Origin of the sequence: Chitinophaga sp. 22308, assembly GCF_052045305.1 — a bacterium.
Classification (GTDB): Bacteria; Bacteroidota; Bacteroidia; order Chitinophagales; family Chitinophagaceae; genus Chitinophaga; species Chitinophaga varians_A.
On the sequence record NZ_JBQEOP010000005.1, the window covers coordinates 699,667 to 726,058 of the forward strand.

The following is a 26,392-nucleotide window of genomic DNA, read 5'->3' on the forward strand; positions in this document are numbered from 1 at the left end:
TATTCATACTATCCTTACCCGATAAAAAAGAGAGAGGCCCTGTCAGTGTTCTGGCAGGGCCTCGTTGCATAAACGTATGGGTTAGTTCTCAGTAGGACATTAATGCTTGTATCATCGCCTCCACCTTGGCCGCATTAGGCAGCATGGCGGCTTCCAGGCTGGTGTTAAGCGCCACCGCCGGCAGATCGAGCGCCCCCAGCATATGCACCGGGGCGTCCAGCTGCCGGAAACATTCTTTTTGAATACGGCCGGCCAGTGCCTGTGTAAAGGAATTATTGAGCTGCTCTTCCGTCAGCAGCAGGCATTTGCCGTGTTTGCGGACGGTTTGAAACACCAGTTCTTCATCCAGCGGGAAGAGGGTACGCAGGTCCACTATTTCCACATTTCCGGGGAACGCGCGTGCTGCGGCCTTTGCCCAGTATACGCCCATCCCGTAGGTGATAATACATACAGATTCCCCGCGTTGCACATCTTTTGGGTGTGCCTGCAATACCACATTGGCTTTGCCCAATGGCAGCACATAATCTGCCGCCGGCTCTATGGTCATGGCATCCTGGGTACCGGGCACCTTGCTCCAGTAAAGCCCTTTATGCTCCAGCATCACTACCGGGTTGGGGTCCAGGAAGGCCGCTTTGAGCAAACCTTTCATATCTGCCGCATTGGAGGGGTACACCACTTTGATGCCTTTGATGCTCAGCAAAGTGGATTCAATACTGCCGGAATGATAGGGGCCGCCGCCACCGTAAGCGCCGATAGGCACCCTGATCAGTGTTTGCACCGGAAATTTGCCCTGGCTCAGGTAGCAGGATTTGGATATTTCCGTCACCAGCTGGTTGAATCCCGGGTAGATATAGTCCGCGAACTGTATTTCCACAATGGGCTTTACGCCAGTGGCCGACAGGCCCGCCGTAGCGCCGATAATATATGCTTCCTGGATGGCGGTATTATATACACGGTGGTCACCGAATTTATCACCAAGGGTAGCCGCCTCGCGGAACACGCCGCCCAACCGTTTACCCACATCCTGCCCGAAGAAGATGGCTTCGGGATATTGCTGCATAATTTCTTCCACTGCATGAAGGGCAGCGTCCACCATCACCACTTTGCTGCCATTGGCCGGTACGCGCGTTCCTGCCTCCTGTGTGACCGCAGCAGGCGCAAACACATGCTCACGGACAGTTTCGGGGGCCGGTTCGGCCGCTTTCACAGCCGCCGCAAAAGCAGCTTCAATATCTTCACTGGCTGTTTGTTCTATCTCCTGCAGGGTAGCCTCTGCCACGCCGTGTTTCAGTAACAACGCCCGTAGTTTTGGTACAGGATCTTTGGCGGTATGTTTTTCGAGGTCTTCAGCAGTACGGTACCATTCTTTCCGGACACCGGAAGTATGATGCCCTAATAACGGTACGTTAGCCTGCACTAAGATCGGCTTGCGTTCCTGTCTCACATACCCGATAGCCGTTTCCATAGCGGCATAGCTGGCCGTAAAATCGCTGCCGTCCACCCGCATCCGTTCCATCCCTTTAAAGCCGGCGGCGTATTCATACGCGTCCATGGCGCGGGCTTCCGCGGCGGTGACTGAAATGCCCCAGTCGTTGTCCTGTACAAGGTAGATGACCGGCAATTGTTTCAGGACGGCAAACTGAAAAGCTTCGCTGACTTCCCCTTCCGTCACGCTGCCATCGCCCAGGGAACAAACTACTACCGGCAGCTCGCCGTTAGGACCTGTCTGTAACAGCTGAGAGTGGATGGTTTCCAGGTATTGTACGCCCTGTGCCATTCCGGTGGCAGGTATTACCTGCATGCCGGTAGCGCTGCTTTGATGGGGAATCCGGGGTTTGTCCGGCCGGCGGCTGTTGGGGTGGTTATAATAGGACCTTCCGCCGGAAAAAGGGTCGTCTGCTTTGGCAAGCAGCTGCAGCATCAGTTCATATGGTTCGAAGCCCATGGCCAGCAGCATGCTCTCATCGCGATAGTACGGGCTGACAAAGTCCCATGGCCGTAACTGCATTCCCGTGGCAATCTGGATGGCCTCGTGCCCCCGTGAAGTGGAATGCACATACTTACATATCGGCCGGTTGGCCTCATAGGTGGCGGCCATCTGGCCCGCCTGGCACATCCACCGGTAAGCGGCCAGTAACTCCGCCAGCTCGCTCTTTTTCCCGTGCTGGCCGTTAGTACCGGCTTTTAAAGTTGAAACGCTTGTACTATCTTTAAACACGTAAAACTGTTTTGGTGATGACGATGGTAGTTTAAGCAAAATAGTTGCTATAACAACTATTGCTATTGCAAATTAATTAATATGGCTGATACTTTTATCAATAATCCCTCTTTTTTTAAGCTGGATGCGACCCTGAAAAAACTGCGCAACTACTGGCAGAAAATGTTCGATTCCCGCCAGATGGATATTACGGTGGACCAGTGGCTGCTGGTCGAGAACCTGTACAAGCATAAAAAAACGACCCATAACGAGCTGGCCCGTAATACCTCCAAGGATATCACCACTATCTCCCGTATTATAGAATTACTGGTAAAAAAGGGGCTGGTAAAGCGGGAAGCCGATACCTATGACCGAAGGAAGGTATATCTGCAGCTCACGCCGGAAGGAACGGAAAAATACAAACAGGTAAAGCCGCTGGTACATGAAATGCGGAAAACAGGCTGGAAATCGCTGACAGAAGCTGACTATGCGGAGTTAACAAGGATACTGGACACGATCTATAACAATGTCCCCACAAAAATCTGATTTACGGTTTATGGATTTTTTGATTTAGAGATTTAAAAAAGCGCGATGATGATCTCGCTGCATTCCAAATCTCTAAATCAAAAAATCGTAAATTATTTTACGGCGAATTCCAGCAGGCTGTCATTTTCGATAAACGCCTCAAAGGAATCACCGATCGCGGTAGGTCCTACCCCCGCCGGCGTGCCGGTAAAGATCAGGTCACCGATATTCAGGGTAAAGAATTTCGAAATATAGGAAACTAGAAAATCGAAGGAGAACAGGAGATCTTTGGTATTGCCCTGTTGTACCAGTGTTTTGTTTTTATACAGGCAGAAGTTAATGTCCTTCTTGTCCATCTCCGGCGTGATGGGAATGAAGTTGCCTACAATGGCGGAGTTATCAAAGGCTTTGGCTATTTCCCAGGGCAGTCCTTTGGCTTTTTGTTTATCCTGCAGGTCACGGGCAGTAAAGTCGATTCCCACAGAAATTTTATCATAATATTTATCTGCAAATTTTTCCTGAATGTGTTTGCCGTTTTTGCTGACGCGCAGTACGAGCTCACATTCGTAATGCAGGTTGGTGGTAAACTCCGGATAATAAAACGGGTGGCCGTTCTGTAGCAGCGCGTTCTTGGGTTTCATGAACAACACCGGTTCAGTTGGCACCTCATTTTTCAATTCTTTGGCATGGTCGGCATAGTTCCTGCCTACGCAAATAATTTTCATAATGCGTGAGTTTTAGAAGATAAATTAAGCAGATAGCGGGCAGATTTGCAAATTTACTTTACAGCGGAAAAACCATTTTATTGTACTCGTTCATGGTACGGGCCAGTCCAATCCCTGCAAAACTTTCGATGATATCGCAGCAGGCATTGATTTTTTGCTGCACGACCGGTATTTCCGTCGGCTTCCATTTGCTCAGCACAAAATCCGCCTGCCGTCCTTTAGGATAATCGTTACCGATGCCGAAGCGCAGGCGCGGGTACTGATTAGAGCCTAAAGATTCCTGAATGCTTTTCAGGCCGTTGTGGCCGGCATCGCTGCCACCCGGGCGCAAGCGAAGCACGTCCAGCGGAAGCGCCAGTTCATCCATCACCACGAGCAGGTTTTCCATAGCGATCTTTTCCTTGTCCATCCAGTATTTGACGGCGCGACCGCTGAGGTTCATGTAGGTGGTGGGTTTGATAACGATAAACGTTTTGCCTTTCCATTTACAGGTTGCCACTTCTGCCAGCCGGTCGTTATCGAAGCTGGCGTTATGTTTGGCCACAAAAGCGTCTGCCACGTCAAACCCTATATTGTGGCGGGTATGACGGTATTCTTCTCCAATGTTGCCCAAACCGGCGATCAGGTATTTCATCGTGTTTCAAATTAAAAAGCCCCTCTACAAGTAGAGAGGCTTTTTGGAAAAATATTTCTAAAAGATTATTTCTTTTTAGCGTCTTTTTCAGCAGTAGCTTCTTCCTGGCGCAGCTGACGGGTCATTACCACAGAAGCGATAGGAATACGCGGAGAGTTGGTGATTTCGATACCTTCCACTTTCACGTCTTCAACACGGATGTTGGCGTTCAGTTCCAGGTTTTCGATGTTCACTTCGATGTTCTCAACCAGGTGTTTAGGCAGAGCTTTTACTTTCAGCGCTTTCAGTTTGCTTACCAGTTTACCGCCGGCTTTTACACCTACAGAAGAACCAACCAGTTTGATAGGCAGGGTTACAGACACAGCTTTGTCTTCTACCAGCTCCATGAAATCAACGTGAGCCAGTTCGTCTGTTACCACATCAAACTGCAGATCTTTCAGTACGCATCTGTAAGTTTTAGCGCCCAGTTTAATTTCTGCGATTTGGAAAGCAGCAGTGTAAACCAGGTTTTTGAATGCTTTGGCAGGAGCTGAAAAATTAACAGTTTCTGCACCCCCGTAAATAACACAAGGCACTTTTTCCTCAGAACGGATCTGGCGGGTGGCTTTTTTGCCGAATTCGCTCCTGAGTTGTCCTTCGATGGTTATTGTATTCATTGTTTATACAGTTTATATAAATGATAAAATATACGTTGTTATTGCTTGCGGTGGCTGTGAATGAACAGGCTGGTAATAGACTTGTTCTCATGCATGTTGCGAATGGCCACTGCAAAGAGCTCTGCCACAGACACCACTTTCACTTTAGAACTTTCCGGACGGATGGGAATGGTATCACATACCACGATCTCCTCCAGTACGGAATTTTCGATGTTTTCATATGCTTTACCGCTGAACACCGGATGGGTACAGAAAGCGCGAACGCTTCTGGCTCCTTTTTCCTTCAGCAGGTTAGCTGCCTTAGACAGCGTGCCGGCAGTATCGCAAATATCGTCAATGAGCACAATGTCCCTGTCTTTCACATCACCGATCACTACCATGGATGCTATTTCGTTGGCTCTTTTGCGGTGTTTGTCGCAAATCACCATCTCCGCATTGAAGTAGGAGGCCACTTCACGCACCCGGTTGGTACTGCCCACGTCAGGGGACGCAAAGGTAAGATTTTCCAGCTTTAATTGCTCAATATAGGGAATAAAAATAGCGGAACTGTCCAGGTGGTCTACCGGGATATCGAAGAACGCCTGGATCTGCGGAGCATGCAAATCCATGGTAATCACTCTGTTAGCTCCTGCAGAAGTGAGCAGATTGGCTACCAGTTTAGACCCGATCGCCACCCTGGGCTTGTCTTTCCTGTCCTGCCGCGCAAATCCGAAATAAGGGATAACCGCCGTAATGTAACCGGCTGATGCACGTTTTGCCGCGTCAATCATCAGCAACAGCTCCATCAGGTTGTCTGACGGTGCGTTGGTGCCCTGCACGAGAAAAACATAGTCACCACGGATACTTTCCAGGAAAACGGGCTGAAACTCGCCATCACTGAACTTCTGAATTTTTAACTTACCGAGGCTGTTGAGTCCGTTGCCGTATCTTTTGGCAATTTTCTCAGCCAATGCCGGATTACTGTTGCCTGTGAAGATTTTAACTGAAGGTTGCATACTGCTAGTAGAAAAGAGGTGGCAAAACTATGATTTTTTAGGGCTACCGGCGTGATTTTTTTTCGATCAAAAATTAGATTTAATTTAATTTAAATATCTAATAAATTTTAAATTAAATAATTACGTTTGTTTTTCGATGGTTTTTATCAAAAAGAAAGTAAGGAATGAGTGACCGGGGTCCGGGGAAGATTACGTAAATTCGGAGAAATGCAATGAAATATGTTTGTTAGCCCGAAACCACAACCCCATGTGGCCATCCGTAAATGGGCGGATGCCGAAAAACCCAGGGAAAAACTGCTCCAGCATGGTGCAGCCATCCTCTCCGATACAGAACTGCTCGCCATTTTGCTTCACACCGGCCATAAAAACAAATCCGCCCTGGACCTGGCACGGGAAGTATTACAGCTGGCACATCACAACTTACCGGAACTGGGCCGTATCAGCGTCCGGAAGCTGCAAAAGCTCCGCGGCATGGGCAGTGCCAAAGCCGTAACCGTCATCGCCGCCATGGAACTGGCACGGCGCAGGCAGGCAAGCCCCATCCACAAAAAAACCGTTATCCGCGCAGGCGCAGATGCCGCCCTCTTCTTTAAACCCATCCTGGCAGACCACTCCTTCGAAACCTTCTACGTCATGTTCCTCAACCAGGCCAATAAAGTGCTGAACTACCGCTGCATCAGCACCGGCGGCATGACCAGCACCATCGTGGACACCCGCATGATCTTCCGCGAAGCCCTCGAAGCCCAGGCCTGTAAACTGCTCCTCTGCCACAACCACCCCTCCGGCAGCCTGCGGCCCAGCCAGGCCGATATCCGCATCACCCTGAAAATAAAGGAACAGGGCCAGCTCTTTGACATAGACGTCCTGGACCATATTATCGTGTCAGAAACAGGCTACTACAGCCTCGTGGAAGAAGGTGTGATATAAAAATCAAAAAATAACCAAATGTATTTACTTTCGCATTTATTTATTAAGAACCACTATGCTCAAAATAGGAATCTTCGGGGTAGGACATCTGGGTAAAATTCATCTCTCCCAACTTTCAACCATGAAAGACGTGGAAGTAGTTGGCTTCTATGATCCCAGCGACGCCAACGCGGCCAGCGTGGCAGAGCTATACAACATCACCCGGTACACTACAGCGGAAGAACTGATCCTGGCCGTAGACGCCATCGATATCGTAGCGCCTACCACCCTCCACTTTAAATTATGTGAACTTGCCATCCGCAATGGCAAACACATCTTCGTGGAGAAACCCATGACCAATACCATGGAAGAAGCTAAAACACTGGTGAAACTGGTGGATGAAGCCAACATCAAATTCCAGGTAGGCCATGTGGAACGCTTCAACCCCGCCTTCCTCGCCTTAAAAGGTTATGACCTGAAGCCCATGTTCATCGAAGTGCACCGCCTCGCAGAATTCAACCCGCGCGGTACCGACGTGAGCGTGATCCTCGACCTCATGATCCACGACATCGACATCGTGCTCAGCATCGTGAAATCTACTGTTAGCCGTATATCGGCCAGCGGCGTAGCTGTCATGAGCGACACACCCGATATCGCCAACGTACGCATCGAATTCCATAACGGCTGCGTGGCCAACCTTACCTCCAGCCGCATCTCCCTGAAAAAGATGCGCAAAATGCGCCTCTTCCAGAAAGATGCCTACATCGGTATCGACTTCCTCGATAAAAAATCAGAAATCATCAAACTGAAAACACCGGAAGACGAAGGCCTCTTCACCCTCGATATCGAAACCAACAGCGGTAAAAAAACCATCGCGATCGATAACCCGGAAGTAAAACAATCCAACGCCATCCGCATGGAACTGGAACTCTTCCGCGACGCCATCCTCCAAAACAAACCCGTGCCCGTAAACGCCATCGACGGCCTCCAGGCACTGGACGTGGCCCATCAGATCCTGCAGAAAATCAATAAAAGCCTGAACGAAACCGCTAAAGCATAGGGTTCACGCCAAAACGCAAAGCAGCAAAGGCACGAAGAAAATAGTAAACAAACAAAGGGGCGAAGATCAAATATGACCTTCGCCCCTTTGTTTTCCTGTAAGTCTTGTAAAAACCTTTGCGCCTTTGCGTGATCTACCCGCGCAGGTCCAGGAAAGCCTTCGCCATCACCAAATCCAGCGGTTTCGTGATCTTCAGGTTCGATTCCTCTCCTGGCACCAGATGCACGAAATGCCCAAAATGCTCCACTACCGTAGCCTCATCTGTAAACAACGGATCATAAGGCTGCTCAAAAGCCGGTAATATCCACGATGACACAAACGTCTGCGGCGTTTGCACAATGCGGAAACGCCCCCTGTCCACCGCCCTGTTATGCTCCCCGTTTACCTCCCGGACACTGTCCTTCATATCAATCACCGGGATAGCGCTGCCATGGCTGCATGCAGCTTCATAACAGGTACGCACCAACGCCGGCGATACCAGCGGTCTTACCCCGTCATGTACAAATACCACTCCCTCTTCCTTTACCTGCTGTAAGCCGTTTTTCACCGAATGGAAGCGCGTTTCACCGCCCTGTACCATGGTGATGGCCGGAATACTATCAAAAGCCTGCAACAAATTGTTGGCATAACTGATATGATTCTCCGGCAATACCAGCACAATATCTATATCCGGATAAGCCTCCGTAAAAGCTGTAATAGTATGATACAGTACCGGTTTGCCTGCAAGGTCCAGGAACTGTTTGGGTACAGCGCTCTGCATCCGGGAACCGGAGCCACCTGCAACAATGATGGCTGTTTTTTTTCTATTGCCCATAAAAAAATTACGAATTACAAATTACGAATTACGAATTGAGGGCTTACTTATCGAAGGTTTACTTAATAACCTTTCAGACAGTAAGCCCTCAATTCGTAATTCGTAATTTGTAATTCGTAATTCCGATAGTCGTTATCAGATAATCAGCATGGCATCACCATAGCTGAAGAAACGGTATTTTTCCTTGATGGCCTGCTGATAAGCTTCCATGATCAGATCGTATCCCGCAAAGGCACACACCATGATCAGCAAGCTGGTTTTAGGCAGGTGGAAATTGGTTACCAGCGCATTCGGAATAGCGAAATCATACGGCGGATGGATAAAGGTGTTGGTCCAGCCTTCTGCCGCTTTCAGGTGGTTTTGCGCAGTAACAGAAGATTCCACGGCACGTACGGAAGTAGTACCGATAGCGCAGATCCTGCGGTTTTCCTCTTTCGCTTTGTTCACCACTTTTACCGCATGCTCCTCGATGTGGAAATACTCAGCATCCATTTTGTGTTTGCTCAGGTCTTCTACTTCGATCGGGCGGAAAGTTCCCAAACCGGTGTGCAGCGTTACTTCTGCAAATTTCACCCCTTTAATTTCCAGGCGTTTGATCAGCTCACGGCTGAAGTGCAGACCAGCAGTAGGCGCTGCTACGGCACCTTCATACTTGGCATACACGGTTTGATAACGCTCTTTGTCTTCTTCTTCCGGTTTACGCTTGATATATTTAGGCAGCGGCGTTTCACCCAGTGTGTCCAGCACCTGTTTGAACTCGTCGTCATTGCCCTCAAATAAGAAACGGATGGTACGGCCTCTGGAAGTAGTATTATCAATTACTTCTGCCACCAGTGACTCATCGTCACCAAAATACAATTTGTTGCCTACGCGGATTTTACGTGCCGGGTCAACAATAACGTCCCACAGGCGATTCTGCTTGTTCAGCTCACGCAGCAGGAAAACCTCAATTTTTGCTCCTGTCTTCTCCTTACGGCCATACAACCTTGCCGGAAACACTTTGGTGTTGTTGACAATCATCACATCCTTGTCATTGAAATAACCCAGGATATCCTTGAATACCTTGTGTTCAATTTTTCCGGTAGCGCGATTTACCACCATTAAGCGTGATTCATCTCTTGTCTTGGAAGGGTGCTGTGCGATCAGGTTTAAAGGGAGATCGAATTTGAACTGTGATAGTTTCATATTACGGTATGAATAAGAAATTTTTAGTGGGTGCAAAGGTACTGATTATTACCTATTCCATCAAAAAATGACATATAAGCATGATAATCATTTATATATGCATTACATTCCTTTAGGAATGGCAGCAATCAGCTGCTGCGTGTAAGGATGTTGCGGATGACCATACACCTCGTCTGCCGGTCCTGTCTCCACAATTTTTCCCTTCTGCATCACCATCATCCGGTCACTGATAAAGCGCACCACCGACAAGTCATGCGAGATGAAAATACAACTGAAGCCAAACTCCTCACGCAAGCGGATCAGCAGATTGAGCACCTGCGCCTGCACGCTCACGTCCAACGCTGCTACCGACTCGTCACAGATGATGAAAGAAGGATCTACCGCCAACGCCCGGGCTATTACCACCCGCTGACGCTGTCCACCGGAAAACTCATGCGGGTAACGGTTAAAATGCTCCGGCAGCAGGTTCACTTTCTCCAGCAGTTCCAACACCTTTTCTTTCTGCGTCCGCTCACTGCCATACAGGCCATGCACCTGCATCGGCTCCAGTATGGCCGCCCCGATGGACTTCCGCGGGTTCAGGGAAGCATACGGGTCCTGGAAAATCAGCTGCATATCTTTCCGCAGCGCCCGCATACCTGCGGGTGACAGGCTACGCAGGTCCTGCCCTTTATAAACAATACTTCCACCAGTTGGTTCTATCAACCGTAAAAGAGATCTTCCCAAAGTTGTCTTGCCACAGCCGGATTCTCCCACCAGCCCCAGTGTTTCACCGCTCACCACGGTAAAGCTGACATCATCTACCGCTTTGTACCATTGCAGCACTTTTCCGGTAATGCTTTTCTTCACGGGAAACCAGGTCTGCAGCCCGTGTACTTCCAGCAGCGGCGGACTGCCGGCCAGCAACGCCTGCCGGGCCTTTAATGCACTGTCACTGACGATCAGCCTGTTGACCACTTCTGCTATGGCGCCAGCCTTTTCCTGTATACGCCCCTCTGCGTCTGTCTCCATAAAATCGCGGGTCACCGGTAACCTTGACAGGCGCTTGTCCAGCGGTGGCCGGCAAGCCAGCAGCCCTTTGGTATAGGGATGCTGCGGTTGCAGGAACACCTGTTGCACCGGCCCTTCCTCTACGATATTGCCTTTGTACATCACCACCACTCTTTCTGCCAGTTCAGCCACCACGCCCAGGTCATGCGTGATAAACAGCACGCTCATATCCATCTGTTGCTGTAGTTCTTTCAGCAGCTCCAGTATGGCTTTCTGTACTGTCACGTCCAGCGCGGTGGTAGGTTCGTCAGCTATCAGCAGGCGTGGCTCACAGGAGATGGCCATCGCGATCATGACGCGCTGTTTTTGTCCGCCGGACAGTTCATGTGGATAGCGGTCCATAATGGCCGCCGGATCGGGCAGTTTCACCCGGGCAAAGAGCGCTTTCGCCTGCTCACGGGCTTCTTTCAACGGAATGCCTTTGTGCAGCCGGATAGCTTCTGTGACCTGGGCGCCACAGGTATGTAATGGATTCAGGGAGGTCATGGGCTCCTGGAAGATCATGGCAATTTCATTGCCACGGTAAGCCCGCATGGCAGTGTCGGAGAGCTGTACCAGGTCTGTAACCTGATCGTCGGCATGGTGATAGAGGATCTTCCCGCGGGAAATTTTCCCCGGCGCCTGGATCAGGCGCATCACGGAGAGAGAGGTAACAGATTTTCCGGAACCGGATTCTCCTACTACCCCAATGATCTCTCCCCTGCCTACAGACAGGTTCAGATGGTTGACAGCTTTAACGGTGGTATCGTGTGCATGGAAGGTGACTTCCATATCTTGTATCTCCAGGCGCGTAGAATGCATGCCCGGAAGATACAACAATTCTAAAAACGCAGGTGCTTCACGGTCTGGTGACTGTCGATCAGTTTCTGCAGGGATTCAATACCGATTTTGAGGTGGCGTTCCACAAATTTGGTGGTTACTTTTTTATCGCTTTCTTCGGTCTTAACGCCTTCCGGGACCATGGGCTGGTCGGATACGAGCAGCAGGGCGCCGGTAGGGATTTTGTTGAAGAAGCCCACGGAGAAAATAGTAGCTGTTTCCATGTCTACCGCCATGGCCCTTACGCGTTCGAGGTATTGCTTGAATTCAGCGTCGTGCTCCCACACGCGGCGGTTGGTGGTGTAGCAGGTACCGGTCCAGTAATCGTGGCCCAGTTCACGGATGGTGGTGGAGATAGCCTTCTGCAGCGCAAATGCCGGCAGTGCGGGCACTTCGGCCGGGAAATAATCATTGGAAGTACCTTCGCCCCGTATAGCCGCTATCGGTAGTATCAGGTCGCCGATGGCATTTTTCTTTTTCAGGCCGCCGCATTTACCCAGGAACAGCACGGCTTTGGGATGGATGGCACTGAGCAGGTCCATTACAGTGGCGGCGCCGGGGCTGCCCATACCAAAATTGATGATGGTAATGTCGCCGGCAGTAGCGCACTGCATGGGTTTACCAGCTCCGATCACTTCGACGTTGTTCCATTCGGCAAACATGGTCAGGTAATTACTGAAATTGGTGAGGAGAATGTGAGACCCAAAGCGGTCCAGCTTTTCACCAGTGTAGCGGGGAAGCCAATTAGCTACAATTTCTTCTTTTGTCTTCATAGCCTTTTGACAAGCAAATATAGGGTTTTATTCGCTATTCTCCATATTATCCCCCTATCTTCGTACCAGTATAAATATCAAGGTATTGATCACCATTAACTTTCCACCACCGGATTTCAGGATTAGCAGGGAGCAGGACAAGGAACTGATTTTTGACCGCTACCGGAAGAAGTTTGTACGGCTTACCCCGGAGGAATGGGTACGGCAAAACTTTCTTAACTACCTCGTTAAGTCCATGGGATATCCGGCTTCCCTGATCGGGATTGAGCGGGAGATTATGCTGGGAGAACTGAAAAAGCGGTTTGACATTGTAGTGTACAACCGTAATATGGAACCCTGGATGCTGATAGAGTGCAAGGAGATGAATGTGCCTATCAGCCAGCAAACGCTGGAACAGGTGGTGCGTTATAATATGGTTATTCCGGCCACTTACCTGGTGATGACCAACGGTACCCATACTTTTTGCTGCACTTATCAGACGGCGTCAAGACAATGGGTCTTTCTGGAGGCCATACCAGCCTTTTAAAAGCTGACAGCAACCTGTCTCAATAAAAAACAGCGAAGCGCCTGACGGTCTTCGCTGTTTTTTTATAATAGCTAACTTCAATAATAACCAGATGGTCTGTCGATCAAGGGAAGATACCCAGTTGCTCGTAAGCGGCGCCCACTTTGTTGATAGCTACCACGTAAGCGGCGGTACGCATATCATGGATTTGCGGGTTGGCCATCATCACGTCGCGTACTTCGTGGAGGGCGGCGTGCATGGTTTCTTCGAGGCCGGAGTAAACCAGGTCTACTTCGTCTGCACCGTGGGCGATGAATTTTCTTTCTTTATCAGACACTTTTTTGCCGGTCAGGTCTTCGATGGTTTGCAGGATGTGCATGTTCATGTTTTCATCGAAGCGTTTGCCCAGACGGCCATAACGTACGTGGCTCAGGTTTTTCAGCCATTCGAAGTAGGAAACGGTCACACCGCCGGCGTTCAGGAACATGTCAGGTACTACGATAACACCTTTTTTGTTCAGGATTTCGTCAGCTTCCGGTGTGAGCGGGCCATTGGCTGCTTCACCGATGATTTTTGCCTTTACGTTGGGAGCGTTGTGTTTGTCGATCACATTTTCCAGGGCTGCGGGAATCAGGATTTCGCATTCCAGTTCCAGGCCGTCTGTATTTTTATTCAGGTTGGCAGAGCCAGGGAAGTTGATGATAGAGCCGGTTTCTTTTTTGTGTTTCAGCACTGCGTCAGGATCGAGGCCGTTTTCGTTGAAGATGGCGCCGTCCCATTCGATAAGGCAGATCACTTTGGCACCTGCTTCGTGGAAGTATTTGGCAGCGTGATAACCTACGTTACCCATACCCTGTACCACTACGCGTTTGCCTTCGATGCCGGTAGTGAGGCCGAGGCGTTCCATGTCTTCTTTGATGTTGCACAGTTCGCGCAGGCCGTAGAACACACCGAGGCCGGTAGCTTCGGTACGTCCGCGTACGCCGCCCTGAGATACCGGTTTACCGGTAACGCAGCCGTAGCCGTCGATTTCACCCGGACGGAGGCTCATGTACGTGTCCAATATCCAGCTCATTTCTCTTTCGCCGGTACCATAGTCAGGAGCCGGAACGTCTGTACCGGGCCCGATAAAGTTTTTCTTTACCAGTTCCGCGGTATAGCGGCGGGTAATAGCTTCCAGCTGGAAAGGAGTATAGTTGCGGGGATTGATTTTGATACCACCTTTAGCACCACCGAAAGGCACGTTTACGATCGCGCATTTGTAGGTCATCAGGGAAGCCAGTGCCATCACCTCATCCTGGTTTACTTCATCGCTGAAGCGGATACCGCCTTTACAAGGCAGTTTGTGATGAGAGTGCTGTACACGGTAAGCTTCAATTACCTGTACGCCATCGCCGATTCTTACCGGAAATTTGATCTGGTAAACGGCGTTACAAGCCTTGATCTGTTCCAGAATACCTTTGTCCCACTTGGTGAATACCGCGGCTTTGTCGAAACTTCTTTCCACACTCTGGAAAAAGCTATAATGCTGATCTTGCGACATAATATGTATTGTTTTGGTATAACGATTAGATTATCACGGATTATTTTTTGTCCCGCTGCTCCAGCTTGCTGATCTTTCTGTCCAGGTTAATGAGGAAGAGTACTATACCCAGAAAGATGATCACTAAAACGCCCACGATCACATATATCTTGTCATTGCTGCGGAAGAACTGGTTTAAAGCCCCATGCTCTGTATCCTGTTGTTGTGCATTTGCCAGTACAGACACCAGCAGGAGGGTGAGTGTCAGGCAAAATGAAAACGCTCTGTTGATCATTTAAAAATATTTTTAAGCTCTAGTTTTTTATAGCGGACCACCAGGGTGTAGATCCACACGCTCAGGAGGGTCCAGCCAATAAAGGCGGGGTACAGTACCATTTTCATACCGCCATCTGTATCTTTTGAAGCAAATCCGGGCGTAGTGGCGCTTCCCGGGTGAAGGGAATCCACCATGCGTGGGATAATGTACGTCAGCGGGATGAGCAGGGCGAAGGCGAAAATGTTGAACACCGCAGAGATACGGGCTCTTTTATCAATATCATGGATGGAGATGCGCAGTACCAGGTAAGCCATATAGATGAGGATGGCGATGGCGGTGCACATCTGTTTGGGATCGTCTGTCAGTGTGCCGCCCCAGGTATAGGTAGCCCAGAGGGAACCGGTGGCAAAACCCAACACGCCAAAAAAGGCGCCTACCCGTGCAGCACTGGAGGCATATACATCTTTTTTCAGATCATATTTGGACAGGTAAAGAAGGGAGTTGACAACGGAGATGGTGAACATGGTATACATACATATCCACATTGGCACATGAAAAAACAATCCACGGGATGATTGTCCATTGGTTCCTATGATTGGTATCCTGATAGTGAACCCGGCGATAATTACGTAAATCAGAAGCAGTATCGCTAATGCTTTCCACCAATGTCTGGCCATTTTTAATAGCTATATTCCGGGGCAAACCTACACGTTTTATCCTTAATCGCAAAGATTTTACGCGATTTTAAGTTTATCCAAAATCCTGAATTACCCGTTAAAATCCGTTTATATAAGTAGCAGAAATATTCGATATTTCAAAATCAGTCTTTCCACAGAAAGGGGAAGAGCACCATGGTAAGGGCGATGGTAAGGACGTCCATTCCTCCCAGCAGGAAGAACATCTTAGGCAGTCCCGGCTGGTACACTGTCACAAAAGCCGATAAGGACACATTGGCCAGCAGCATCAGCATGGGCATCATCAGGGGGAAGCCCATGACCGCCATCAGGGCCGCGTTGTGGTTGGCCTGGGCCGCGATGGCCGCCAGCACGGTAAACAACAGGCTCAGGCTCGTGCCGCCCAACAGTACTATGCCTACAAAATACCATGTATTATGAAGGGGATTGCCCAGGAACATAAAGCTGCACACCAGTGCGATCAGGCTCATCAACATCATCAGGATAACATTAAAGATGAGTTTGGCCGCGATGAACACCCTGGCAGGCACCAGTGAATAGAAATACAACAGCCGGCCTCTGTTCTCCTGCATGAAACTTTTAGCGATCGCGTTTACCGCCACAAATAGCTGTATCACCCAGAAAAGGGCGTTCCACAACTTATCGTCCGGCTTGCCCATCATGAGGTTGATCACAAAAACAGTGGAAATGATATACAACAACACCCCATAAAACGCGTATTGCTGCCGCAGTTCCAGCACCAGGTCTTTCCGGACGAGGGTATATATTTGGTGGACGGATTGTTTCATCCGGCGAAATTACGAAGAACCAATTACGAATTACGAATTATGAATTACGAATTAGGGAGCCGCTTGTAGCACGGTTGCCAAGGAAACGCGCTGTGAGGAGGCCCTTCATTCGTAATTCATAATTCATAATTCGTAATTGCTTATATTAGCTGCCTGTTAAAATTTTTGCATGAAAAAGATCCTGGTAGCCAATCGTGGAGAAATAGCCTTACGCATCATGCGTTCTGCGCATGAAATGGGAATCAAGACAGTAGCCGTTTATTCTGAAGCCGACCGTACCATGCCTTTTGTGCAGTATGCCGACGAAGCGGTATGTATAGGACCGGCACCTTCCAGCCAGTCATACCTGCTGGGAGAAAAGATCATTGCAGTGGCTAAAGAAAGAGGCGCAGACGCTATCCATCCGGGCTACGGGTTTCTGAGCGAAAATGCGCGTTTCGCGCAACAGGTGACCGACGCCGGTATCACTTTTATCGGTCCTGCTGCCGCCTCCATTGAGGTGATGGGCAGCAAACTGGCCGCCAAACAGGCCGCGCAAAAGTTCGGGGTACCGATGGTGCCTGGCACTGAAACGCCGCTGCGCAGCGTGGAAGAAGCGCGGGAAGTAGTGAAAAAAACCGGTTTCCCTATCCTGATCAAAGCTTCCGCCGGCGGCGGTGGCAAAGGCATGCGCGTGGTCAACGTTCCCGAAGAACTGGAAGAACAGATCCGGCTGGCTAAAAGTGAAGCCCTCAGCGCCTTTGGCGATGATGCCGTTTTCATTGAAAAATACGTGGGCGCTCCCCGTCACATTGAAATACAGATACTGGGCGACCAGCACGGCAACTGTGTATACCTCTTTGAGCGGGAATGCTCTATCCAGCGCCGCCACCAGAAACTGATAGAAGAAGCGCCATCGTCCGTACTAACGCCCGCTATCCGGGCCGCTATGGGCAAATGCGCAGTGGACGTGGCCAAAGCCTGTAATTATTATGGCGCCGGCACCGTGGAATTCCTGGTAGACGAGCAGCTGAATTTCTATTTCCTCGAGATGAACACCCGCCTGCAGGTGGAACACCCTGTCACAGAGCTGATCACGGGACTCGACCTGGTGAAGGAGCAGATACGGGTGGCCCGCGGCGAAAAACTGTCGTTTTCGCAGGAAGACCTCACCATCAACGGACATGCCATAGAACTGCGTATATGCGCCGAAGACCCGGCCAACAACTTCCTGCCGGACACCGGCCGCCTGGAAACATATGTGCGCCCGCAGGGCTACGGTGTGCGGGTAGATGACGGCTACGAACAAGGCATGAACATCCCTATCTTTTATGATCCGATGATCGCCAAACTTATTGCCTGGGGCAGTACCCGCGAAGAAGCGCGCCACCGCCTTATCCGGGCCATTGAAGAATACCAGGTGAAAGGCATCCGCACCACCCTCCCCTTCGGCCACTGGGCACTGCAACAGCCGGCGTTTATTGAAGGCCGTTTTGATACCAATTTTATCAATAAATATTATACGCCGCAAGCCTTGCTGGAAGAGCGCCCGGAGATAGATAAACTGGCGGCTATACTGGCTGCACAGGTGTGGCAGCAACAAAACGTAGCTTTACAGTCAGCGACCGGTTATGAAAAACAGCCCTCATCTGCCTGGAAAAAAAGAAATATGTTAAGATAAGTTTAAATAGGTCGGCGAAAAATTCGAAAACGACTAACTTTGCGCCAGCTTTTAACATGTTACGCAGGATCATACTACAGATAATCGACTTTTTCTATCAGCCGTTTGCCCGGGTAATGCCCCGGCAGACCTTTCGTTACCTTGCCTGTGGTGGCGGAAATACGGCTATGGATATTTTTCTATATTTCATCTGCTACAACTTTGTATTGCAGAAGGAAATGGTACATCTCCCCTTTATTGACATCAGCGCCCACATCGCGGCCCTGTTTATGTCTATGGCAGTGACGTTCCCTACAGGCTTCCTGCTCAGCAAATACGTGGTGTTCTCGGATTCCAATATCCGGGGCCGTGTGCAGCTGTTCCGCTACTTCCTGCTGGTAGGTATCTGCATTCTGCTCAACTACTTCTTCATGAAGCTGTTTGTAGACAAACTGCACTTCTATCCTACCGTGGGCAAGATTTTCACTACAGCACTGGTAGTCACTTTCAGCTATCTCACCCAGAAAAAATTCACTTTTAAGGTAAAACAAACCGCTGGCTGAGGCCAGCACCTTAAAAGTCCAGGGACTGAAGCCCAGGGCAACAATCTATTCATAAAAACGTATGGCCGGTCTGCTCAGAGACCGGCCATACGTTTTTATGATGTATACTGTTATTTTACTTCGTAGTAGCAGTGCCTGCAACGGGGCTCGTACAGGTCTTTTTCGCCCAGCAGCAGCGTTTCCGTTGATGCTGATTTGCGGTAGGAATAATTGGCGATGTTGCCGCAGCACACGCAGATGGCATGCAGTTTTGTGATATAATCGGCTTTGGCCAGCATAAACGGTATCTGCCCGAAGGGCTTACCGGTATAATCCATATCCAGTCCGGCCACTATCACACGGATGCCCTGTAACGCCAGCTGGTCGCACACATTGGGCAGCTCCGCATCGAAAAACTGTGCTTCATCTATGCCTATCACGTCCACTCCCTGCGCAAGCAACAAAATTTGCTGGGAGTTCTCGATGGGTGTGGAAACAATCTTATTTTCATCATGCGATACTATGCTACCTTCGTCATAACGTGTATCTATCACCGGTTTAAAGATCTCTACCTTTAAGTTGGCAATACGGGCACGTTTCAGGCGGCGGATCAGCTCTTCGGTTTTTCCCGAGAACATAGAGCCGCAAATTACCTCGATCCAGCCCCTCCGTCCTCCTGCAAGAGAAGGTTCAATAAACATATTGTATTATTTTGATTACTAATTAATTAAAATACGCTAATTTTATCTAAATAAAATAATTCCTATCACTAAGCGTTAACAATTAAGGCATGGAAAAAATAAATGCATTAATTGAGAAGTTACAGGAATTGAAAAATTCCGGTGCAGACCTGCAGGCGATTTCATACTATGTACAGTTGCTGCAGGCGGAGGTGTTGTATGTGCGCAACAAACAACAGCAGCAGGAGATGCAGAACAGACAAGACATTGCTGTGATCATGCCTGTGCAGGCCCCCTTATCCGTACCGGTTACAACCGCAGCGCAAACTACAACATTACCGGCAGATAAACCGGAAGTACCCGCTGCAGGTTATCCACAATCCTTTGTGGCAGCAGATCCTGTTCCTTCCAAACCGGAACCGGTAATAACGGCCCAGCCTATTCCCACGCTGGCCGCCAATACCCCCCTCCCTGCCAGAGAGCCTTTACAGGAACCTGTTTTCCAGGATCTTCCTGTCAGGGAAAAAGAAAAGGAAAAAGAGAAGGAGAAGACACCAGCCCCGGCCACCCTGTTCGACCAGACCGAGGCACCGGCCCCACCGCCGCCAGCCCCCACACCAGCTCCGGCGCCTGCTAAATCCCAGGCAGTACCCGACACCAACGGCATCCGCAAAGACCTTAATGAACTGGTAGGCAACCATAGCGGCCTTTCCCTGAACGACCGCCTGCGGCAGCAACAAACGGAAGTAGCCCAGAAACTGGGAGACATGCCGGTAAAAGACCTGCGCGCAGCCATCGGTATCAACGACAAGTACCAGTTCATCCAGGAACTGTTCCGCGGTGACACTGACCTCTACGAACGTTCTGTCAAAACCATTAATGAATGTAACACTCTGCAGGAAGCCGATTATTGGATTCAGCGGGAAATCAAGATCATTCAGGGATGGCAGGATGACCATCACCTGGTAAAGCAGTTCTATTCCCTGCTGAGGAAACGGTTTTCCTGAATGTATTGCAGGATTTTTCCGGTAGCCCCTTTATTGTCCATCACATACTTCCCCGCTACAGACGCGGTTTTCTCATAAAAAGCGGGCTCGTTCAGCAGCCGTTTCATATAGTCATCGAGGTTAGTGAGCCCCGACACGGCCAGCGCACCTTTCAGCGCCACCAGTTCCACCGCTTCAAAATATTTGCTGTACTCCGGACCGATGATCACGGGTTTACGGTATACTGCCGGTTCCAGCAGGTTATGGATACCGTCTTTTCCAAAGCCGCCACCTACATAGGCGATATATGCGTAGCTATACAGGGCAGTGAGCATACCTATATTATCGATAACCAGCACATCGGAGGGAGCTGCGCCCGCCTTCAGGGCGGACCAGGTCACCGCTGTGGGAAACAGTGACTGTATTTGCCGGATATGTGATTCGTGGATTTCATGGGGGGCGATGACCAGTTTCATGCCCTGACGGTCGGCCTGCTGCCACCAGGAAGCCAGCAGTTGCTCATCTTCCGGCCAGGTGCTGCCCGCCACCAGCAACCGGTGGCCACCTGCAAACTGCTCCATCAGCGGCAGGGAAACCTGTTCGGTAAGCAGCGCCGCCACCCTGTCGAACCGCGTATCCCCGCTAATGCTGGCCGTTTGAATGCCGATACCCTGTAAGAGGCGCAGGGACGCTTCGTTTTGGACGAAGATATGCGTCAGTTGTTGCAGCAACCGGCGGAACATGCCGCCATATCCTTTGAAAAAAATCTGGCCTTCCCGGAAAATACCCGATACGAGCAGTACCGGTATTTTTCGTGTATACAGTTCCGTGAGGAAATGGTACCAGAATTCATATTTAATAAAGATGGCCAGCGCAGGCCTGGCGATGTCGATAAAATCCCTTGCATTGCGGTAAGTATCGAGCGGCAGGTAACATACATAATCGGCGCCGGGGTAGTCTTTTCTGACTTCGTATCCGGAGGGCGAAAAAAATGTTAACAAAATTTTATATCCGGGATACTGCCGGCGGAGTTCTTCCAGTACCGGCCTGCCCTGTTCAAACTCGCCGAGGGAGGCGGCATGTACCCAAATCAGCGGGTGCCGGCCGATACCGGCCTGCTGCATCCGTGAACGCCAGTGTTGACGGCCATTCAGCCATAAAGATGCCTTCTTTTTACCGCCCATGGCTGCCAGGCCCACTCCTGCCCTGTACAAACGGATACCTGTATTATAAATTGCCCTTGCTAACATTCGCCTGCGTACTTTTACTGAAATTTAATCGTCCTGCAAAGATAATCCCCACCCAATCCCAAAATTTGTAAATTTGCACACTTTAAACAAAATAAAAATATACATATTATATGGTGCCTATTCAGATGGTTGACTTGAAACGCCAGTATACGAAGATTAAACCGCAAGTGGACGCTGCTATCCAGGAAGTACTGGAAAGTGCCGCTTTTATTAACGGCGGGGCCGTGCAGAAGTTTGCGGAAGAGCTGCAGCAATATCTGGACATCAAGCATGTGATCCCATGCGCCAATGGCACCGATGCCTTACAAATCGCGATGATGGCACTGGACCTGCAGCCCGGTGACGAAGTGATTACCCCTTCCTTTACTTTTATCGCCACCGCAGAGGTGATAGCGCTCCTCCAGCTGAAGCCCGTATTTGTGGACGTAGACCCTAAGACTTACTGTCTTGATGTGGCTGCCGTGGAAAAAGCGATCACTCCTAAAACCAAGGCAATCGTGCCGGTACACCTGTACGGGCACGTGGCAGACCTTGAGCCGTTGATGGCTGTTGCGGCCAAACACAACCTGTATGTAATTGAAGATAACGCACAGGCCATCGGCGGTAACTATACCCTGGCAGATGGCACCGTGAAAAAAGCCGGTACCATTGGCCACATCGGCTGCACCTCCTTCTTCCCTTCCAAAAACCTGGGATGTTATGGCGATGGTGGCGCGCTGTTTACCAACGACGACGCCCTGGCAGCCAAAATCAGGATGGTGGCCAACCACGGCCAGTCAGCCCGCTACTATCACGACGTGGTAGGGGTCAACTCCCGCCTTGATTCCGTACAGGCAGCGGTATTGCGTATCAAACTGCCATTACTCGACGAATACATCAATGCCCGCAGGGCCGTGGCTGATGCTTATGACGCCGCTTTCGCCGATATGCCGCAGATCACTACGCCTCATCGTGCCGCCAACAGCTATCATGTGTTTCACCAATATACCATCCAGTTAAACGGAGCAGACAGGAACAAGCTGCAACAATACCTGGCAGAAAAACAGGTGCCGTCCATGATCTATTACCCCGTACCAGCCCATCGTCAGAAAATGTTCGAGCATTTTGGCAGTGCGGCCTTTGATTTACCCGTAACCGATAACCTCACCACCAAGGTGATTTCCTTGCCGATACACACTGAAATGGACAAAGATCAGTTAGATCACATTATTCATTCTGTCAAATCATTTCTAAATCATCCCCCAGCATGAAGATTACAGTAGTAGGCACCGGTTATGTAGGGCTGGTAACCGGTACCTGTTTCGCCGAAACAGGCAATGAGGTTACCTGCGTAGATATCGATGTCAACAAAGTAGCGAAATTATCCGCCGGCCAGATCACCATTTATGAGCCGGGACTGGAGAAACTGTTTGAACGCAACCTCAAGGAAGAACGTTTGTTTTTCACCACCAGCCTGGAAGAGGGCATCCGCCATGCGGAAGTTGTTTTCCTGGCGCTGCCAACACCCCCTGGTGCAGACGGTGCTGCTGACCTGTCTTTTGTACTGGGAGTAGCAGACCAGCTGGGCAAACTGATGACCGATTATAAGGTGATCGTTGACAAAAGCACAGTACCGGTAGGTACGGCCGAAAAAGTGACCGCAGCGATTGCACAAAACTGCAAGACGCCTTTCGATGTAGTGTCCAATCCGGAGTTTCTGCGTGAAGGCGTGGCAGTCGACGATTTTATGAAACCCGACCGTGTTGTCATCGGCACCAATTCCGAAAGGGCCCGCAAAATCATGGGTGAGCTTTATGCTCCTTTTGTAAGACAGGGCAACCCGGTTATATACATGGATGAAAAATCCGCTGAGCTGACCAAATACGCCGCCAACTCATTCCTTGCCACTAAAATCTCTTTCATGAACGAGATTGCGGTGTTGTGTGAAAAACTGGGCGCCGATGTGGACATGGTCCGCAGAGGCATTGGCAGCGACGACCGTATCGGAAAAAGATTCCTGTTCCCCGGTATCGGTTACGGCGGCAGCTGTTTCCCGAAAGACGTACAGGCACTGGTAAAATCTTCCCGGGATGCCAACTACGACTTCCGGATACTGAACGCTGTTATGGACGTCAACGAAAAACAGAAGCTGTTTTTGTTGCCTAAAATAAAAGCCTTCTTTAATGACGACCTGAAAGGCAGACATTTCGCATTATGGGGACTGGCATTCAAGCCTAACACAGACGATATCCGCGAAGCGCCTGCCTTGTACATCATCGATGCCCTGCTGGCCGCCGGCGCCACCGTTACCGTGTTTGATCCTGAAGCGATGGAAAACGTAAGGCAGGTAGTAGGCGATAAAATAACATATGCCGACCATCAGTACACCTGCCTGGACAAGGCCGATGCACTGATCATTGCCACCGAGTGGAGCGTGTTCAGAACACCGGATTTCAACAAGATCTCCGCTGCACTGAAACACAAAGCCATCTTCGATGGCCGCAATCTTTTTGAAGTAGCGCGTATGAAGGAGATGGGATACCATTATGAGAGTGTAGGCCGTGCTGCCATTGCTTAACGATCACCACATACCCCTGAATACATGGAAAAAAAGAGAATCCTGATAGCCGGCGCCGCCGGCTTCCTGGGCTCGCATCTTTGCGACCGCTTCATTAAGGAAGGTTTTCATGTGATTGCCATGGACAACCTTCTTACCGGCAATATCAAAAACATTGAACACCTGTTCCCCTTGCAGGATTTCGAATATTATCATCATGATGTGACCAAGTTTATCCATGTACCGGGCAAACTGGATTATATCCTTAATTTCGCTTCGCCGGCCAGCCCTATAGATTACCTGAAAATGCCGATCCAGACCCTGAAAGTAGGATCGCTGGGTACACACAACCTACTGGGACTGGCCAAGGAAAAGAAAGCCCGCATACTGGTAGCTTCCACTTCTGAAGTATATGGCGATCCCAACGTACATCCGCAAACCGAAGAATACTGGGGCAATGTAAATCCAGTAGGGCCACGGGGCGTGTACGACGAAGCCAAAAGATTCCTGGAATCCATCACCATGGCCTATCATAATTTTCATGGCGTAGAAACCCGGATCGTCCGTATCTTTAACACCTACGGCCCACGCATGCGCCTTAACGACGGCCGTGCGTTACCGGCCTTTATGAGCCAGGCACTGAGCGGACAGGACCTGACCGTGTTCGGGGACGGCAAACAAACCCGTTCTTTCTGTTATGTAGATGATCTCGTTGAAGGTATTTACCGCCTGCTGTTGAGCGATTACCATCTGCCCGTGAACATCGGCAATCCGGAAGAGATCACGCTCAACCAGTTTGCAGAGGAAATTCTCGCACTGACAGGTTCCAAACAACAGATCGTTTATCACCCATTGCCCAAAGACGATCCCAAACAACGGCAGCCGGACATCACCAAAGCCCGTACCCTGCTGGGATGGGAACCAAAGGTGGGCAGACAGGAAGGATTAAAGATCACCTACGAATATTTCAAACAAGCATTATTAAAATAAAAAAATTATTATCCATTCCATGAAACGGAGAATACTTATTACTGGCGGGGCAGGCTTCATTGGGTCACATGTAGTCAGATTATTTGTCACCAAATATCCCGACTATCAGATCGTGAACCTGGATGCATTGACTTACGCCGGTAACCTCGAAAACCTGCTGGATGTAAAAGATCTTCCGAATTATATTTTTGAAAAAGGAGATATTACTGACGAAGCGTTCATCGATCAGCTTTTCGAAAAGTACCAGTTTGATGGCGTAATACATCTTGCTGCTGAAAGCCATGTGGACCGCTCTATTATGGACCCGCTGGCTTTCATCAGGACCAATGTAATGGGCACGGCCGTATTACTCAATACCGCCCGCAAATACTGGAAAGATGACATGGACAACAAACTGTTTTATCATGTGTCTACCGATGAAGTATATGGTTCACTCGGTGAAGAAGGTTTTTTCCATGAGACAACAGCCTACGACCCGCGCTCACCGTATTCTGCGTCCAAAGCCAGCTCCGACCATTTTGTAATGGCTTATTACCATACTTACCATCTGCCGGCCATTATCTCCAACTGTTCCAATAACTACGGATCACACCATTTCCCTGAGAAGCTGATCCCGCTGGCGATCCATAACATCAAGAACAACAAGCCGGTACCCGTATATGGAAAAGGAGAAAATGTGCGTGACTGGCTGTATGTAAATGATCATGCACGCGCCATTGATACTATTTTCCACAAGGGCCGCATTGGTGAAACTTACAACATTGGTGGGTTCAACGAATGGAAAAACATAGACCTGATACAGCTGTTGTGCCGTATCATGGACCAGAAACTGGGCCGCCAGGAAGGTACTTCCGCCCAACTGATCACTTTTGTAAAAGATCGTGCCGGCCATGACCTGCGCTACGCAATAGACGCCACCAAGCTGAACAAGGAACTGGGCTGGGAGCCATCCCTCCAGTTTGAAGAAGGCCTGGAAAAAACAGTAGAGTGGTACCTTGCCAACGAAGAATGGTTACAACACGTGACCAGCGGCGATTATCAAAATTATTATCAGGAGCAATATCAAAAGAGATAATTATAGTTATGCCATTTTCAGAAACCGGACTTCCCGGATTGATCATATTTGAGCCAACCGTATTTGGAGACCATCGTGGATATTTTTTCGAGAGCTACAATGCTAATACCTTTCGTGCTGCCGGCATAGAATACAATTTCGTTCAGGACAACCAGGCACGCTCCACCTACGGAGTATTGAGAGGGTTACACTATCAGCTGGAACCTTACGCACAAACCAAACTCATCAGAGTGCTGGAAGGTGCTATCGTAGACGCAGTAGTGGACCTCCGCAAAGGTTCGCCTACCTATGGCAAGTCCTACGCGATAGAGCTTAGCGCAGCAAACAAGAAGCAATTGCTGGTCCCTAAAGGATTTGCTCACGGTTATTCCGTTATCAGCGAAACCGCCGAAGTCATGTATAAATGTGATAACTTCTATCATAAAGGCAGTGAAGGCGGCATTATCTTTAATGATCCGGCGCTGGACATCGACTGGGGCATTGACCTGGAGAAGGCGCTGGTTTCAGAAAAAGATCTCCTACTGCCCAAACTGGCAGATGTTACCCATAACTTTGTCTTTTAACAGCA

27 protein-coding genes are annotated in these 26,392 nt (G+C 49.7%); 12 read left to right on the forward strand and 15 right to left on the reverse strand.

Features of this window, described 5'->3' with window-relative positions; translation table 11 throughout:
- Window positions 1–88 precede the first annotated feature (88 nt).
- A complete protein-coding gene (locus tag ACTJJS_RS23210; protein ID WP_440665424.1) occupies window positions 89–2,218 on the reverse strand; it encodes an alpha-ketoacid dehydrogenase subunit alpha/beta in 2,130 nt (709 codons plus the stop codon).
- A gap of 81 nt (window positions 2,219–2,299) precedes the next feature.
- Between ACTJJS_RS23210 and ACTJJS_RS23215 the strand changes: the two genes are divergently transcribed.
- Window positions 2,300–2,743, forward strand: coding sequence for a MarR family winged helix-turn-helix transcriptional regulator (locus ACTJJS_RS23215; RefSeq protein ID WP_168871661.1), 444 nt, complete (start codon window positions 2,300–2,302; stop codon window positions 2,741–2,743).
- A gap of 92 nt (window positions 2,744–2,835) precedes the next feature.
- On the opposite strand, the gene ACTJJS_RS23220 is transcribed toward ACTJJS_RS23215, so the two are convergent.
- The 4 genes from ACTJJS_RS23220 to ACTJJS_RS23235 form a co-directional block, all read right to left on the reverse strand.
- Window positions 2,836–3,447 (reverse strand): fumarylacetoacetate hydrolase family protein, encoded by a 612-nt coding sequence (locus ACTJJS_RS23220; protein ID WP_168871660.1) that lies wholly within the window; start codon window positions 3,445–3,447, stop codon window positions 2,836–2,838.
- Between the two features lie 58 nt (window positions 3,448–3,505).
- Window positions 3,506–4,081: an aminoacyl-tRNA hydrolase gene (gene pth / locus ACTJJS_RS23225; RefSeq protein WP_168871659.1), complete on the reverse strand. Its 576-nt coding sequence runs from the start codon at window positions 4,079–4,081 to the stop codon at window positions 3,506–3,508.
- A 65-nt stretch (window positions 4,082–4,146) separates the two neighbouring features.
- A complete protein-coding gene (locus ACTJJS_RS23230) occupies window positions 4,147–4,737 on the reverse strand; it encodes a 50S ribosomal protein L25 (RefSeq protein WP_168871658.1) in 591 nt (196 codons plus the stop codon).
- Window positions 4,738–4,775: 38 nt separating this feature from the next.
- Window positions 4,776–5,732, reverse strand: coding sequence for a ribose-phosphate pyrophosphokinase (locus ACTJJS_RS23235; protein ID WP_168871657.1), 957 nt, complete (start codon window positions 5,730–5,732; stop codon window positions 4,776–4,778).
- 219 nt (window positions 5,733–5,951) lie between these two features.
- Here ACTJJS_RS23235 and radC point away from each other — a divergent pair, with 219 nt between their 5' ends.
- Window positions 5,952–6,659: a RadC family protein gene (gene radC / locus ACTJJS_RS23240; RefSeq protein WP_168871656.1), complete on the forward strand. Its 708-nt coding sequence runs from the start codon at window positions 5,952–5,954 to the stop codon at window positions 6,657–6,659.
- Between the two features lie 55 nt (window positions 6,660–6,714).
- The gene (locus ACTJJS_RS23245) at window positions 6,715–7,698 is read left to right on the forward strand and encodes a Gfo/Idh/MocA family protein (RefSeq protein WP_440665425.1); all 984 of its coding nucleotides are present in this window, start codon (window positions 6,715–6,717) and stop codon (window positions 7,696–7,698) included.
- A gap of 133 nt (window positions 7,699–7,831) precedes the next feature.
- Here the strand turns inward: ACTJJS_RS23245 and ACTJJS_RS23250 are convergent, their stop codons facing one another.
- The 4 genes from ACTJJS_RS23250 to ACTJJS_RS23265 form a co-directional block, all read right to left on the reverse strand.
- Entirely contained in the window at window positions 7,832–8,512 is a 681-nt protein-coding gene (locus tag ACTJJS_RS23250; RefSeq protein WP_440665426.1) for a 2-C-methyl-D-erythritol 4-phosphate cytidylyltransferase, read from the reverse strand.
- Between the two features lie 135 nt (window positions 8,513–8,647).
- Window positions 8,648–9,697, reverse strand: coding sequence for a tRNA preQ1(34) S-adenosylmethionine ribosyltransferase-isomerase QueA (gene queA / locus ACTJJS_RS23255; protein WP_168871653.1), 1,050 nt, complete (start codon window positions 9,695–9,697; stop codon window positions 8,648–8,650).
- A 102-nt stretch (window positions 9,698–9,799) separates the two neighbouring features.
- Complete coding sequence (locus ACTJJS_RS23260) at window positions 9,800–11,548, reverse strand: ABC transporter ATP-binding protein (RefSeq protein WP_440665427.1); 1,749 nt, start codon at window positions 11,546–11,548, stop codon at window positions 9,800–9,802.
- A 20-nt stretch (window positions 11,549–11,568) separates the two neighbouring features.
- Window positions 11,569–12,339: an AMP nucleosidase gene (locus ACTJJS_RS23265; protein WP_168871651.1), complete on the reverse strand. Its 771-nt coding sequence runs from the start codon at window positions 12,337–12,339 to the stop codon at window positions 11,569–11,571.
- A gap of 85 nt (window positions 12,340–12,424) precedes the next feature.
- Here ACTJJS_RS23265 and ACTJJS_RS23270 point away from each other — a divergent pair, with 85 nt between their 5' ends.
- Window positions 12,425–12,865, forward strand: a complete 441-nt coding sequence (locus ACTJJS_RS23270) for a type I restriction enzyme HsdR N-terminal domain-containing protein (RefSeq protein WP_168871650.1) — start codon at window positions 12,425–12,427, stop codon at window positions 12,863–12,865.
- 103 nt (window positions 12,866–12,968) lie between these two features.
- Here ACTJJS_RS23270 and ACTJJS_RS23275 read toward each other — a convergent pair whose 3' ends face one another.
- The 4 genes from ACTJJS_RS23275 to ACTJJS_RS23290 form a co-directional block, all read right to left on the reverse strand.
- Entirely contained in the window at window positions 12,969–14,387 is a 1,419-nt protein-coding gene (locus ACTJJS_RS23275) for a Glu/Leu/Phe/Val family dehydrogenase (RefSeq protein WP_168871649.1), read from the reverse strand.
- A 40-nt stretch (window positions 14,388–14,427) separates the two neighbouring features.
- Complete coding sequence (locus ACTJJS_RS23280) at window positions 14,428–14,661, reverse strand: CcmD family protein (RefSeq protein ID WP_168871648.1); 234 nt, start codon at window positions 14,659–14,661, stop codon at window positions 14,428–14,430.
- Window positions 14,658–15,320, reverse strand: coding sequence for a cytochrome c biogenesis protein CcsA (ccsA, locus tag ACTJJS_RS23285; RefSeq protein WP_440665428.1), 663 nt, complete (start codon window positions 15,318–15,320; stop codon window positions 14,658–14,660). The genes ACTJJS_RS23280 and ccsA overlap by 4 nt, the downstream gene beginning before the upstream one ends.
- Window positions 15,321–15,463: 143 nt before the next feature.
- Window positions 15,464–16,126: a heme exporter protein CcmB gene (locus ACTJJS_RS23290; protein ID WP_168871646.1), complete on the reverse strand. Its 663-nt coding sequence runs from the start codon at window positions 16,124–16,126 to the stop codon at window positions 15,464–15,466.
- 169 nt (window positions 16,127–16,295) lie between these two features.
- Between ACTJJS_RS23290 and accC the strand changes: the two genes are divergently transcribed.
- Complete coding sequence (gene accC, locus ACTJJS_RS23295) at window positions 16,296–17,786, forward strand: acetyl-CoA carboxylase biotin carboxylase subunit (RefSeq protein WP_440665429.1); 1,491 nt, start codon at window positions 16,296–16,298, stop codon at window positions 17,784–17,786.
- Between the two features lie 56 nt (window positions 17,787–17,842).
- Window positions 17,843–18,328: a GtrA family protein gene (locus tag ACTJJS_RS23300; protein WP_440665430.1), complete on the forward strand. Its 486-nt coding sequence runs from the start codon at window positions 17,843–17,845 to the stop codon at window positions 18,326–18,328.
- A gap of 110 nt (window positions 18,329–18,438) precedes the next feature.
- Here the strand turns inward: ACTJJS_RS23300 and ACTJJS_RS23305 are convergent, their stop codons facing one another.
- Complete coding sequence (locus ACTJJS_RS23305) at window positions 18,439–19,008, reverse strand: thymidine kinase (RefSeq protein ID WP_168871643.1); 570 nt, start codon at window positions 19,006–19,008, stop codon at window positions 18,439–18,441.
- 89 nt (window positions 19,009–19,097) lie between these two features.
- Here ACTJJS_RS23305 and ACTJJS_RS23310 point away from each other — a divergent pair, with 89 nt between their 5' ends.
- Entirely contained in the window at window positions 19,098–19,994 is an 897-nt protein-coding gene (locus tag ACTJJS_RS23310) for a hypothetical protein (RefSeq protein ID WP_440665431.1), read from the forward strand.
- On the opposite strand, the gene ACTJJS_RS23315 is transcribed toward ACTJJS_RS23310, so the two are convergent.
- Window positions 19,964–21,223: a 3-deoxy-D-manno-octulosonic acid transferase gene (locus ACTJJS_RS23315; RefSeq protein WP_440665432.1), complete on the reverse strand. Its 1,260-nt coding sequence runs from the start codon at window positions 21,221–21,223 to the stop codon at window positions 19,964–19,966. The genes ACTJJS_RS23310 and ACTJJS_RS23315 overlap by 31 nt on opposite strands.
- A gap of 125 nt (window positions 21,224–21,348) precedes the next feature.
- Between ACTJJS_RS23315 and ACTJJS_RS23320 the strand changes: the two genes are divergently transcribed.
- Genes ACTJJS_RS23320 through rfbC form a run of 5 tightly spaced genes read left to right on the forward strand, consistent with a single transcriptional unit; the run spans window position 21,349 to window position 26,387 of the window.
- Window positions 21,349–22,473, forward strand: a complete 1,125-nt coding sequence (locus tag ACTJJS_RS23320) for a DegT/DnrJ/EryC1/StrS family aminotransferase (RefSeq protein WP_440665433.1) — start codon at window positions 21,349–21,351, stop codon at window positions 22,471–22,473.
- Complete coding sequence (locus ACTJJS_RS23325; protein ID WP_440665434.1) at window positions 22,470–23,780, forward strand: UDP-glucose dehydrogenase family protein; 1,311 nt, start codon at window positions 22,470–22,472, stop codon at window positions 23,778–23,780. Before ACTJJS_RS23320 ends, ACTJJS_RS23325 begins: the two co-directional genes overlap by 4 nt.
- A gap of 24 nt (window positions 23,781–23,804) precedes the next feature.
- Window positions 23,805–24,749 carry a UDP-glucuronic acid decarboxylase family protein gene (locus tag ACTJJS_RS23330; protein WP_168871638.1) on the forward strand — a complete coding sequence of 315 codons (945 nt, stop codon included), beginning with the start codon at window positions 23,805–23,807 and terminating at the stop codon, window positions 24,747–24,749.
- Between the two features lie 19 nt (window positions 24,750–24,768).
- Window positions 24,769–25,824, forward strand: coding sequence for a dTDP-glucose 4,6-dehydratase (rfbB, locus tag ACTJJS_RS23335; protein ID WP_440665435.1), 1,056 nt, complete (start codon window positions 24,769–24,771; stop codon window positions 25,822–25,824).
- An 8-nt stretch (window positions 25,825–25,832) separates the two neighbouring features.
- Entirely contained in the window at window positions 25,833–26,387 is a 555-nt protein-coding gene (gene rfbC, locus ACTJJS_RS23340) for a dTDP-4-dehydrorhamnose 3,5-epimerase (RefSeq protein WP_168871636.1), read from the forward strand.
- Window positions 26,388–26,392 lie beyond the last annotated feature (5 nt).